7 protein-coding genes are annotated in these 13020 nt (G+C 59.3%); all 7 read right to left on the bottom strand.

Annotated elements, in window-relative coordinates; genetic code table 11:
* Nucleotides 1–68 precede the first annotated feature (68 nt).
* Nucleotides 69–971, bottom strand: coding sequence for a DUF6537 domain-containing protein (locus tag BN32_RS05435; RefSeq protein WP_019197111.1), 903 nt, complete (start codon nucleotides 969–971; stop codon nucleotides 69–71).
* Nucleotides 968–1612 (bottom strand): Crp/Fnr family transcriptional regulator, encoded by a 645-nt coding sequence (locus BN32_RS05430; RefSeq protein ID WP_019197110.1) that lies wholly within the window; start codon nucleotides 1610–1612, stop codon nucleotides 968–970. Before BN32_RS05430 ends, BN32_RS05435 begins: the two co-directional genes overlap by 4 nt.
* Nucleotides 1613–1817: 205 nt before the next feature.
* Nucleotides 1818–2648: an MBL fold metallo-hydrolase gene (locus BN32_RS05425; RefSeq protein ID WP_040425475.1), complete on the bottom strand. Its 831-nt coding sequence runs from the start codon at nucleotides 2646–2648 to the stop codon at nucleotides 1818–1820.
* A gap of 135 nt (nucleotides 2649–2783) precedes the next feature.
* Nucleotides 2784–5036, bottom strand: a complete 2253-nt coding sequence (locus BN32_RS05420; RefSeq protein ID WP_019197108.1) for a CHASE2 domain-containing protein — start codon at nucleotides 5034–5036, stop codon at nucleotides 2784–2786.
* Between the two features lie 18 nt (nucleotides 5037–5054).
* Nucleotides 5055–6449, bottom strand: coding sequence for an HlyD family type I secretion periplasmic adaptor subunit (locus tag BN32_RS05415; RefSeq protein WP_019197107.1), 1395 nt, complete (start codon nucleotides 6447–6449; stop codon nucleotides 5055–5057).
* Nucleotides 6446–8209: a type I secretion system permease/ATPase gene (locus tag BN32_RS05410; RefSeq protein ID WP_019197106.1), complete on the bottom strand. Its 1764-nt coding sequence runs from the start codon at nucleotides 8207–8209 to the stop codon at nucleotides 6446–6448. The genes BN32_RS05415 and BN32_RS05410 overlap by 4 nt, the downstream gene beginning before the upstream one ends.
* 145 nt (nucleotides 8210–8354) lie before the next feature.
* Nucleotides 8355–12566, bottom strand: a complete 4212-nt coding sequence (locus BN32_RS25545) for a VCBS domain-containing protein (protein WP_156946949.1) — start codon at nucleotides 12564–12566, stop codon at nucleotides 8355–8357.
* Between the last annotated feature and the right edge of the window lie 454 nt (nucleotides 12567–13020).

The following is a 13020-nucleotide window of genomic DNA, read 5'->3' as shown; positions in this document are numbered from 1 at the left end:
CGGGCACGGCGCGTTCGGCCCGACACTAATGCAGTTTTGGGTGATAGGCTATCGGCCAGCAAACCTCTTCAGTGAGCCAGCGCCTGCGCTCGCAGTTGCTCCACGGCATCCAGCAGGCGGTTCTGGCCCTGCTCACCGATGGCCGCTTCGCGTGCTTCCTGGATCGCGTCCCCAAGCTTCGGAAGCGGGAGATCTCCATCGCATGTTGGCTTCACCAGCCGGTCGATAATCACATTCCATTCCGCAAGTCCGTTCTGGTAGACGTCACCGTGCCCCTTGATCAGGTTGGCGGTTCTCACAACCGCGACAGTTGCGCCCGGCTGTTTCACCAGGCTGCGGTCGACCATGTGAAGCCACCGCTCGACCCAGATGCGCTCCTTCTTGAACCGCTCGGAAAATGGCCGCGTAATCCGCAAGGCGGCAAGCCACTTCAGCTTGCGAAGCGAAAACCGGCCTCTGGAGCTGAAGCGCAGTGTGACGGATCTGCGCGAAAGCCGCGCCAGATGCAATCGTTTGAAGATATCCAGTGCGGGGGCAGCGACTTTGGGCGGAAGCATCGGGATGACCTCGTCCCAGCGAAACCGCTCCACCCTGTCGACGGACGACGCATTGGGTTCCGCATTCGCGCCGCCGGCGTCCGACAACTTGAGCTGCGCGATGCGGATCGGGTCCTCAAAATGCATCCGGTCCGACAGAAGCTGTGCCAGTTCCCCAAGATTTGGCAGGGTAATCCCGACCGGACCAACATAGCGGCCAATCCGGTCGAGATAAGCCAGCGCGTAGTCAGGGTCCTGATAGTCAATCAGCGAATGAACGGCCTCACTGACGACGGGAACGACATCCGGAGGCAGCCGCGCCGACAGCCGCGCAAGCGCCGCACGCGCCACGCGCGGATTGCGCGTTTCCTCACCGAAGTAGCGCTCCTTGAGCAGCCGGAATGGCGATGGAGGGACTTTGACCCGTATTTTCATGACGAGGCCTGAGCACTGCTTTGGGCGATCTGGGCTTCGAGTTTTCCGACATTCTGGAACAGGCGCGCGCTCACCAGGCGCAGAAAGTAGAATCCGAACTCCGGATTCTGGACGTAAAGCTCCTGCACTTTTGCATAGGTCACGCTGAGCACCAGCCCGCCCTCAAGGCATTCGAGCGTCTGGGTCCGCTTGTTCGATGGCGACAGCATTCCAAGTTCGCCGACAATGGCGCCGACCGGAATCTCGATGCCGGATTCGACCAATCGGTAACGGCCGCTGACGATGTAGTACATCTCCTCGGCTTGCTCGTATTTGTAAAACAGCACCTCACCTGTCGCGCACTTTCGCTCCGTCATGAACGGCTTCAGCCATGCCATCGATAGATCGCTGTTGACCGACTTCTTCACCTCACGGACCAGCAGCAGCATTTCGCGCAGCCGGTAAACGTTCAGCGGCAGCAGGATCATGTGAAGCACCATCACCGGATAGTGGTGATGAACCACCGAAAACCCGATCAGCAAGACGTTGGTGATGATGCCGAAAATGCGGAGCGGGATCATCGTTCGCATCGTGTAGCCCGCCACCACGAACGCGGACGCGATAAAACCGCCGGCTCCGGAAACGAGACCTGACATATCCATCGGAATCAACCTGATGCTAAAGGAAATCTGGTATGTATTATGCCGCTCCGCGCTCCGCGGAACAACGGTTCTAGTGTGGAGGTTCGCAAGTCCGAACGTCGGTTTCGGGACGCTGTCCGCCGATGCGTTATTCAGACGTCAAATCTGCATGGAATAATTCACAAAAATGGCGAGCGCTCAGCCAGAAGCATGCGCACTCACCCGATCAAATTTCGATCGACAGTCCTTCCTTAGCTACCACGGTTCCGGAGCGCGCTTTGGCCGCCGCCGCCGCGATGCGGTCCATTTCGTCGTCGTCGTGTTCGGGGTCATGGTGAAACAGATAAAGCTTCCCCACGCCCGCCTCATTGGCCAGCCGGACAGCCTGCTGCCAGCTTGAATGACCCCAGCCGACATGCTCGGGCAGTTCTTCGTCGGTGTATGTCGTATCGATGATAACAATCGAAGCATCACGGGCGAGTTCAAGCAGCGCTGGATCGATAGCGTCGGCACCGAGCTCGGTATCTGTGATATAAGCCATGGCGCGGCCGCCAAACTCGACACGGTATCCCGTCGCGCCGCCGGGATGATTCAGCGCCGTCGTCATAACGTTGATGTTGGGCCGGGGCGTCAGAACGTCGCCGGGTGTGAAATCGTTGAATTCGATCTTGCCTTGCGCAGCTTCGATTTCGATCGGAAACAGCGGATAGCTCACCAGCTTTCGAACGGTTTCCTGTACGCCGCCAGCGGCCTTCAGATTGCCGGCCCACAGGCGAAGCCGGTTTCCCGTCACAAATGCCGGCACGAAGAACGGCAGGCCAATCAAATGATCGATGTGGCAGTGACTCAAAAACAAATCGATGTCGACCGGACCAGGTTCATCCGCCAGCGCAAGACCCAGCATGCGCAACCCGGATCCCGCGTCGAAAACCAGACGATGATCGCCGCACTTCACCTCGACGCATGACGTATTACCGCCGTAGCGCACGGTGTTGGGGCCTGGACAAGGAATGCTCCCACGAACACCCCAGAACCGCACGGACATTGTCGTCGACATGAAAAAACTCAATGAATCTCTCGCAAGGATTGCATGCGGCGGCCATCCCCACCAACATGATACCTCGCGGCGGCTATCAAAAAAATGGCTTGCCAGACGGACATGTGGACGATAGCGGCGGCCTTTCGCCTCACCTTACTTGGTTGTCAGGGCAATGACGCCATTCCAGTCCTCCGGCGGCGGAGTTTTGCGGAACGCGTCTATCCGCTCGGAATAGAGATCATAGAATGCACTAAAGCTCTTCGCTTCGTCGGCAATGCGGCCCTTCGCGATTGCAGCAAGAGCGCCATCCCAGTCGCGGCTGCGGTAGCACGCCAGCATTTCGATGCTGAGGTTGCGCAGGCGCTGGAATGGACCTGATTTGGCGACATCTTCCCGCCCGACGATGGCATAGATCACTTCGGGCTCTTTCTTGCCCTTCACGGTGATAAAGTCGATTTCGATGATTGCGAACTTGTCCTTTGCCGCCAGCGCCGTCGCTGATCCGGCGATGATCGGCACGCCGTAGGACTTCGACTGCCCCTCGAGCCGCGAGGCCAGGTTCACGCTATCGCCCAGCACGGAGTAGTCGAACCGCAGGTTGGACCCCATGTTTCCGACCACGCAGGTCCCCGTATTCAGGCCGATACCGACTTTCATCGGGATGAACGGCTTGCCCGCCTCATTTGCTTCGCGCTCGCGTTCAACATTCAACGCCTCGATGCGATCGATCATGTCGAGCGCTGCATTGCACGCGTTGACCTGATGCTCCTGATCGCTCAGCGGCGCGTTCCAGAACGCCATGATGGCGTCGCCCATATACTTGTCGATGGTGCCCTTGCGATCGAGGATCGCATTGGTCAGCGGCGTCAGGAAACGGTTCATCAGTGATGTCAGGCCCTGCGGATCGCTCTTGAAGGATTCCGAGATCGTGGTGAAACCGCGCACGTCGCTGAACATGATGGTCATGTCCCGCTCCTCACCGCCGAGCACGAGTTTCTCCGGCGACTGCGCAAGCTGTTCGACAAGTGCGGGCGACAGGTACTGGCCGAAGGCCGAGCGAATGCGGCGGCGCTGCGCCTGTTCTCGGAAGTAGCTGCTGAATACCAGCACCAGATAGATAGCGGTACTCGCGATCAGCGGGAACGTAAAATCGAGCAGCAGCCGGTGCTCCGCGAAGAAGTACCAGGATGTTGCCACCATGATGCTGACGATGACGGCGCCGAACAGCAGAAGCATGATGGCGCTAAGGATCGGTGCAAGCCAGATAATGGCGATGCCGAACAGGATCGCGGCCAGTAGTTCGGCTCCAACGGCATAATTTGGTTGAGACAGCACCGAACGGGTCAGCGCGCTCTCCAGCACCTGCGCATGGACCTCGACGCCCGGCATCACCGGATCAAGCGGAGTGGTCTTGACGTCCAGCAATCCCACTGCCGAGGTGCCGATCAGGATCAGCTTGCGCGAAATCCGATCGGGGCCGACCTTGCCATCCAGCACATCGGCTGCCGACACATAACGCGCCGCATCGTGTTTCGCAAAATGCACCCAAAGCTGGCCGTTGCGGTCGGTGGGGACTTCAAATCCGGGCACTGCCACGCTCTTCACGCCCGCCTCGTCTGACTTGACCAGAATGGTGTCGGATTTGGTGACGATGCGCAGCATCTCGAACGTTAGCGAAGGCATCAATTCGCCCTGCGCCAGCATGATCATCGGGACGCGGCGGACGATGCCGTCGCGTTCGGTGCGGATCGTGAACAGGCCCCGTCCGGGAGCAGCCTCCTCCAGCACCGGAACATTCCGGAGCAAACCCGGGAATTGCAGCAGGAACGGCCGCGGATCGCCGCCCAGAGTCGCAAGGCCCGTGAGGGGCAGTTTCAATTCGGGTTGCGGCACGAATTTCGGCAGGCCGGATTCGCCAAGAATGGACGGCGATTTGCGCAGCACGTCGGCAAGCACCTGATCGTTGCTGGGCAGCGCCCGCAACTTCGCCTTGCTTTCCTCATCCAGATCGCGAAACGCATCGGCAGCAATGGCGGGCGAAAGCCGATCCTGCTCCGCGAAAACGATATCGAAGGCGATGGCGGCGGCGCCGAGATCGGTCAGCCGCTGAACAAGATCGGCGACCCGCGTGCGCGGCCACGGCCATTGCCCGAACTTGGCGAGACTCTTCTCATCGATGTCGATGATGACGACAGGACGCTGGGTCGTCTCGCGCGGCTTGAGAATTTGATATCCATCGAAGGTGCGGACGCGCAACTCTTCGAGCGGGATCGGATCGGCGACGCGAACGCCGAGCATGGCGATCAAAAGCAAAAGGCACAACAGCCGCGCGTAGCCGAAAAGCCGCGCGTAACGCCTGATACGCGCGAAAAAACGCACTACCGATTTCAATACCGCCCGCACCATGCCGCTAGCCGATACCCGTCACTTTTCCCGGAACGCACGCATGAGCTGGTCGCTGAACGGCTTCGCGAGATAGGATATCATGGTGCGCTCGCCTGTCTGTACAAAAGCCTCGACCGGCATGCCAGGCATCAACCTGACATCCCCGAGCCGCGCCACCTCTTCCGGCGGCAGCGAGACGCGTACGGTGTAATAGCTTTGGCCGGTGCGCTGGTCGATCGTGGTGTCCGGCGAAATCCGGCTGATGGTCCCGTTCAATTCCGGCGTGGTGCGCTGATTGAAGGCGGACAGCCGCAGCAAGGTCTTCTGGCCGATCCGCAACTGGTCGATATCTTGCGGATTGACCTTGGCTTCAACGGACAGGTTGTCGGAGTCCGGCACGATCAGCATGACCGCGTCACCGGCCGTGATCACACCCCCGACGGTGTGGACCGTCGACTGAAGCACCATACCATCCTGCGGCGCGCGGATATCGATGCGGCGCAGTTGATCTTCTGCGGTCACCTTGCGTTCGACGAACTCACCGATCTTGTCGTTGATCTCGCGCATCTCCTTGGAGACTTCGCTGGAGAGATCCTTGTCGATCTGGATGATCTGCAGCTCGATTTCCGTGATCTTGCCTTTGGCCTGCGCCTTCTGGGCGACGAACTGCGCTCGGTCGCCGTCGAGCCGCGCGGCGTCCCGCTCGAGAACGGTCAGCCGTGAAATCTGCACAAGGTTCTTGGCATAGAGATCGCGGACACCAACGAGCTCCTTCTGGATCAATTCAATCTCGCGCGACTTGGCGTTCTCCTGTGCCTCAAGACCGCCGATCTCCTCCTTGAGCTGGGCGATGCGCTCCTTGAGCTGGGCCTTCTGGTTGACCCTGCCGGATGAGCGAACCTGAAACAGCTTGATCTCATTTCCGATCAGCGACTGAACTTCCGGATCGGCAAACGAAATCATCAGTTCCGGCGGGAACGTGATGCGTTCTGCTCCCTCCTGTTCGGCGAGGAGCCGCGCCCGGCGCGCCAGAAGCCCGTTGAGCCCCTTGGTAACGATAGCAAGGCTTGCCTTGGTCACAGTGTCGTCGAGACGCACCACGACGTCACCGGCCTTGACGCGGTCGCCGTCACGCGCCCTCACCTCGCCGACGACGCCGCCGGTCGGGTGCTGCACTTTCTTGACGTTGGAATCGACCACGATCGAACCGGGCGCGATCAGCGCGCCCGATATCTGCGCGGTCGAGGCCCAGCCGCCGATCCCGCACGTCAGCAGCGTGACGACGAAAAGCCCCACGATCAAATGAAAGCGGATCGACCGGCGCGATCCCGGCTGATCGAGACTCTTGAAGATCGAGAGGCGCTCCAGCGGTGAAAACAAGGTGTTGAAGAAGCGGCGAATGATGCCTTCAGTTCCGGCGAGAGTAGGCTTCATGGTTGCGCTCCTCCCTTGTCGGACACGATCTTGATGGCGGGCGGGACAGCGACCGGGCGTTGCAGGACCTGACCAAGGACAGCCTCCTTTGGTCCGAACGCCTGAATCCGTCCTTCCTTCATGACCAGAACGAGATCGACGCTCTCGATGCCGATCGGGCGATGGGCAACTACGACAACCACGCCGCCCCGCGCGCGGACTCCGAGGATGGCCTTGTTCAGCGCCGCATCACCCTCGCTGTCGAGATTGGAATTCGGCTCATCCAGCACCACCAGGAATGGATTGCCATAGAGCGCCCGCGCCAGCGCGATGCGCTGGGCCTGTCCGGCCGACAGCACGCTGCCATGATCACCGATTTGCGTGTCGTAGCCGTCCTTCATCCCGATAATCAGATCATGGACGTGCGCTTCCCTTGCCGCGGCGATGATGTGATCCGGCGATGCCTTGTCCTCAAACCGCGAAATGTTCTGGGCGATCGTGCCTGCGAACAGTTCCACGTCCTGCGGCAGGTAGCCGATGTGGCGGCCGAGGATTTCAGGCGACCATTGATCGAGCGCCGCTCCGTCCAGCCGTACCTTGCCGCGGGGCGGCTGCCAGACGCCGACCAGTGCCCGCACCAATGAGGATTTCCCCGATCCGCTCGGACCGATGATGCCGACGCCCTGTCCCGCCTCGAGCGCGAACGTGATGTCCTGCGCCACCACCTTCTGTTCGCCGGGCGGGCTGACGGTTAGTGTCTCCACGGAGAGGCGGCTGACCGGCGGTTCCAGCAGCGTCGGAGTGCCCTGCTCCGGCAACATGCCGAGCAAATGGTTCAGACGGCGCCAGCTTTGCCGGGCGGCCACAAAACCCTTCCAGTGTGCAATCGCGAGATCGACCGGAGCCAGCGCCCGGGCGCTGAGGATTGATCCGGCGATGATGATGCCAGCGGTCGCCTGCTGGTTGATGACCAGATACGCGCCGACGCCGAGCACGGCGGATTGCAGCATCATCCGCATCACTTTGGCGATGGCGCCAAGACCGCCGGCGACATCGCTCGCCCGCTGGTTGCTCGCAAGGTAGTCGCGGTTGGAGTCTTCCCATTGCCTGCCGACACGGCCCGCCATGCCCATGGCGGACAACACCTCGGCATTGCGGCGGCTGGCCAGTGCGAGGTCCTGCCGGCGCATCGCCAGACCCGTGGAGCGCTTCATCGGCTCATGGGTCAGGTATTCGGTCAGGATGGTCAGCGCGATCAGGAGAACAGCGCCGACCAGCGCGGTCAGACCGATCAGTGGATGGAAGGCAAAACAGATCGCGAGATAGAGCGGCAGCCACGGCAGGTCGAACAGCGCCCCCGGCCCCATGCCGGACAGGAATGACCGGACGTTGTCGAGATCACGCAGCGGCTGCAGACCCTCGCTGCGGTTACCCACGATAAGCGGCATCCGGACGACGATGTCGTAGACGCGGCGGCTGAGCATTTCATCGAGCGTCGAACCGATTCGGATCAGAATGCGACCGCGGATCAGATCGAGGATGCCCTGAACCACGTAGAGGCCGCCCGCCAGCACGATCAGGCCCACAAGCGTCGGAATGCTACGGCTCGGCAGCACCCGGTCATAGATCTCCAGCATGAAGAAGGAGCCGGTCAGATAGAGGATGTTGATGACAAAGCTCATCACGCCGACGCCGATAAACGCGCTGCGGCAGGCGCGAAGCGCCACGCCCAGCTCGGAACGGGGCGAATGGGCCTGACTTGATGTCTTCGCGGACTGCATCGATACCTGGCTTGCCGGCTGCTGTCAGAACGCCAATCTGCGGTTCATGAATCGTACGCGGCGAATGGTCCATCATGCCATGACACGGGCGGTCATTGCAGCCGGAAACATGATCGAAGTTAATGTTTCCGCCCCCTCCGACGCATCAGGCGAGGAAGAAATCACTCGCATGCAGCGCGGTGGTAACACCCTTCAGGAGCACGGTGTCCGTGGTGCCGTTCAGAGACAGCAGCGTATCGCTGCCGATGGTTTCTGTGGCGGTTGTCAGCCACGCCGCGATTGTTCCCGTTGTCGGGCCACCCGTCAGCAGATGGAGGTCGATCTTGTCGGTCCCCTGCGTGAAGTTCAAGACGGTGTCCTGACCGGAATCCGCCGCGAACACAAACTGATCCACCCCGGTGCCCCCGATCAAGACATCTTTCTGGTTGGTGTTTTCAGCCAGGAGCAATGGGTCCGACCCGGATTGCCGGAAAACAAAGTTGACGACATCAAACGCACGCTGATTGTCCATCACAGTCAGCGTGCCATGGCCGATCGGCGAGTTATCCGTGGGCGTATAGACCAAGTTGTTTTGAAGCGCAGCGTTGATCGCGGAAATACTACCCGTTGAGATATGCGGCGCGATCGACCCGTGATCGGCGGTCGTTGTAAGCGTGAACTGGCCGCTTCCACCATCGTCTACATCCGACACCGAAATTCCTGAAACCTTCGTCGCGCCAAATCCGTCCGGCGTCAGAGTGATGTTGGCCGTTGATATGACCGGCGCATCGTTGGTGCCGGTGATAGTCACGGTCACCGTCTGAGGCACAGATGTGTTGGTCCCGGTGCCGCTGTCGTCCTTGACAGTGATGGAATAGGTCGCGGTCACGGTCTCGCCTTCGGTGAGGTACTGGACCAGGCTGTTGTCGAGATTGAAGTTCCAGTTCACCGTTCCGGCGTTGGCGAACGCCGATGTCTGCAGGGTCAGCGCGCTCAGCAGCGCAGTATGCAGAGCACCGGAAATCATCACGCCGGCGCTGGCCGCATCGCTCACGAACACAACATTCGCTGTCGCGTTATCGGTAGCATCAGCATCGGCAAACGTCACCGCGCCGGTATCGTACAACGTGTCCATCGGCACGACGCCAGTGTCTTCCTTCACAGCACCGACCACATCGACCGCCGTAATCACCGGACGATCGTTGGTGCCAGTGATAGTGACTGTCACCGTCTGCGGCGTGGCGGTATCTGTTCCTGTGCCACTGTCATCCTGCACCGTGATGGTGTAGGTCGCCGTAATCGTCTCGCCCTCTGCGAGATACTGCACAAGACTGTTGTCAAGATTGAAATCCCAGTTCACCGTTCCGGCGTTGGCGGCAAATGCCGACGTCTGCAAGGTCAGGGCGTTTTGCAATGCTGTATGCAACGCACCGGAGATCGTCACGCCGGCGCTGGCCGCATCGCTCACGAATATAATATTCGCTGTCGCGTTATCGGTAGCATCAGCATCGGCAAACGTCACCGCGCCGGTATCGTACAGCGTGTCCATCGGCACGACGCCAGTGTCTTCCTTCACAGCACCGACCACATCGACCGCCGTGATCACCGGACGATCATTGGTGCCAGTGATAGTTATGGTTATCGTCTGTCCAACCGACGTATCGTTCGAGTCGCCGCTGCTGTCCTTGACGGTGATGGTGTAGGTAGCGGTCACCGTCTCGCCCTCGGCGAGATACTGGACGAAACTATTGTCCAGCGCAAAATCCCAATTGAAAGAGTTGCCGGCCGCAAGCGTGGCGTTCGGAACACTCAGCGCCGTTCCAATCGCTGCAAGCAGCCCGGCGTTGACGGTCCCGCCGTTGCCGCCCACGGCGCCGTTATAGGTCACATGCGCCGTGTGTGTATCATTCAAGTCGGTATCGGTGAAAGTTACCGTCCCGGAGTCCGTCAAAAAGTCACCGACGAGACCAATATCTTCCTGAACGCCGACGCTGGCATCGATGACCGAAATAACAGGTCTGTCGTTCGCGGCGCCAACCTGAACGGTAACCTGTTTCGTTGACGAAACGCCGTTGTTGTCGGTGACGGTGACGTCATAGATCAGCGTCAGGGTCTCGTTGTCGGCGAGAAAATCGAACAGATGATCCGGCAGCTTGAATTCCCAGGAGACCGAGCCTTGATTGTTGGTATCGGTATTGATCTCCGACACCAGCGCAGTCATCGCACTGTTAAGCGCGTCGCGGGTTGCCTGCGGGATATCGTTGTAATCGCCGCCCGACCACACCACGGATGTCGCGCCCGGATGAAGCGCAGCGCTGGCCTGATGGGTGTCCGACAGATCCAGGTCGGTAAATGTCAGCGTCCCGGTGGCAACGTCGACCACGGAATTCGGAGCGCCCGTGGTGTCTGTAACTTCGACAGCCTGATGAATCGCCGTGTCAGCCGTGATCACCGGTGCGTCATTGGTGCCGGTGATGGTGATGGTCACCGTTTGGGTAACGAAGGCGCCGCGTTCGTCGGTGATCGTGATGGTGTAGACCTGAGTAATGGTCTGACCTTCAGCCAGCGACTGCAAGGTGGGGTCATTGTCGTCCAGGGTGAAGTACCAGTCGACAGTTCCGGTATTGATGGTGTCTGTCTTATCCTCCACCACCGGGCCGATGGTGAAAGTGCCGATGTGCGCTCCCGACCCAAAGCCCGGCAGGCTTGGGTTGGAAGCCGGGTGCGCCGTCGAGCCTGAAGTCGACGATGTAAACGCGACCGCGGCGTGGTGGCCGTCCGACAGGTCAACGTCCCGGAACGTGATCGTGCCGTTACTCACGATCTCATGCGCGGGAGTAGCATGGGTGTCTTCTTTGACGCTGCCGGTGACATCGGTCACCGGCCCGACAACGATGGTCGGAGCGCCATTCGGCACGTCGTTGTCGCCGGTGATCGTAATCGGAATGACGACCTGCGCAACATCAGGACCGGATCGCGCAGTGACTTCGAGCATGAAGGTCACGCTCTCGCCCTGGCCAAGGAAGTTGAAACCCAGCCGGTCGAACGAAACCACGCCGGTGGTCTGGTCGATGTGCAGGAACTGCGTGAGAAAATTCGCGTTCAGATGTGGGTTGGTGCTGACGGCGCTCTTGATGACCGCGCTGCCGGCGACGAACGGTACCGCAATATCGTAAAATGGTCCGTTATTGATGTCAGGATCATCGATACGAACGACGTCCGCGATCTTGAAAGATTCGACGGTCGAGGTGAAGGCCTGCTCGGACAGCACCGGCGTTGCAGAAAACACCGCCTTGGTGTTGTAGAAAATCCTGTTCTGATAGGTCGTGATCCCGGTATTGGGATCAGTCACCGCAAATCGCAACTCGATCTGCGTCAGGAACGTCTGCTTGTTGTTGGAGTTGGTCGTGAAGACAATCTCGGCGAGATTGTTGCCACTGGTGTTCGATCCAAACTTCGGCAGCTTCGGGTTGGAATTGTCCGGGTTGTAGTTCGGAAAGTAGAGCTGGAAGACCTGCTGGATAATGGCCTTTTCTGCCTGCTGGTCCTGAAGCGTCTTGAGCTGCTCGATCGCGGACGGAGGCTGACCGAGGCCGAGGCTTGACACGAAGGTCACCTGCCCGGCCTGCGACACGGTCCCGATCAACTGGCCCGTGACCTTGTCATAGAGATTGAAGGACCCGGTGTGTCCGTCCGGCTCGACAAGGACCGAGAATTTTGTCGGCCCGTCATTTGCGCCAATCTCGACGAGCACCGCCGTGCCGCGAATGCCCATCGTGGCGACCGGCGTCTCGACGCGCATGTTGCCGTTCTTGGCGGTCTGCCCCGCGACGAAGGTAACGGTGCCTTGCACGAGGCTCATCAACGATGAGTTGGACGATCCGTTCGGATCGAAAATCATCTCGTTGAGCACCATGCGCGCGTTCGAGGTCATGCCGAACGCGCTGCCGTCAATGAAGGTCATACCGATCGAGGAATCCGATCCGGTCTGAATCACATCGCCCTTTTGAACGGCGTCGCCGATATGCAGTTCGATGGATACGCCATTCCTGATGACGGAGGCGCTGCCGGACATCTTCAGAACGTTACCGATCACCTGGCCCGCAACAGGCGCAGCCGTTGCCTGGGCGTAGTGAACATGTCCGGTCAATGCATCGACGATATGACTCGCGAGTGTCGCGCCGTCTTTCGTCGTCAGGGCGGGTCGCGTTTCGCCCTTGAAGTAATTGCCGACGACGAACTTCTGGCCATCCCCTGAAATGATCAGGTCGCTCCCGATCCGCGTGTAGTCGCCAGAGAACAGAAGATGCGCATCAGGAATGACAATATGGCTGTCGGATGCGTGGTGCTGGACGAAGCCCGGTTTTGAATCGAACACAAACCGCTCACCGCCCAGTGAAACTGGGACGTCGTGCGACAGCTCGGAATCAAATGGTCCGGCGAAATTCAAATGCCTGCCCCGCCCGTATCAAAAAATTTATTCTTAACAATTTGAGAATTCGCAATTCATAGCATCAAAGGCTGCAACTCCATAGAGGGTTGAAACAACCGGCATGGTTTTACATGCCCCGTTAAGTAAAATGACAGCGCAAAGACTTGGCCGTTCAGGCGTTGCTTTCTAAATTCATGAAATAAATCTTATATTTCATTCTGTCTCGTACCATCGATGATCAATTAACACGGGACTTCCAAGCCTACAGATCGCTCCGTCAGCCGAATTTTCATTCGACAAACCGCAATCTATACTTAAAGTCTGACGCTATAAACTCAACAGAACAGTTCTCCAGACATCGATTACTTTGGATAATTGGGTTTTTGTATCCTCGCGCCCG

The sequence above is a fragment of the Afipia birgiae 34632 genome, from assembly GCF_000308295.2.
Lineage (GTDB): Bacteria > Pseudomonadota > Alphaproteobacteria > Rhizobiales > Xanthobacteraceae > Afipia > Afipia birgiae.
Note: the sequence above shows the minus strand (reverse complement) of the source record. Positions and strands in the feature narration are given on the sequence as shown.

What these genes read in the sequence shown, in the direction of transcription:
- BN32_RS05410 (WP_019197106.1), bottom strand. Translation starts at nt 8,209, where the DNA reads ATGCAGTCCGCGAAGACATCAAGTCAGGCCCATTCGCCCCGTTCCGAG.
- BN32_RS05420 (WP_019197108.1), bottom strand. Translation starts at nt 5,036, where the DNA reads ATGGTGCGGGCGGTATTGAAATCGGTAGTGCGTTTTTTCGCGCGTATC.
- BN32_RS05425 (WP_040425475.1), bottom strand. Translation starts at nt 2,648, where the DNA reads ATGTCGACGACAATGTCCGTGCGGTTCTGGGGTGTTCGTGGGAGCATT.
- BN32_RS05435 (WP_019197111.1), bottom strand. Translation starts at nt 971, where the DNA reads ATGAAAATACGGGTCAAAGTCCCTCCATCGCCATTCCGGCTGCTCAAG.
- BN32_RS05415 (WP_019197107.1), bottom strand. Translation starts at nt 6,449, where the DNA reads ATGAAGCCTACTCTCGCCGGAACTGAAGGCATCATTCGCCGCTTCTTC.
- BN32_RS05430 (WP_019197110.1), bottom strand. Translation starts at nt 1,612, where the DNA reads ATGGATATGTCAGGTCTCGTTTCCGGAGCCGGCGGTTTTATCGCGTCC.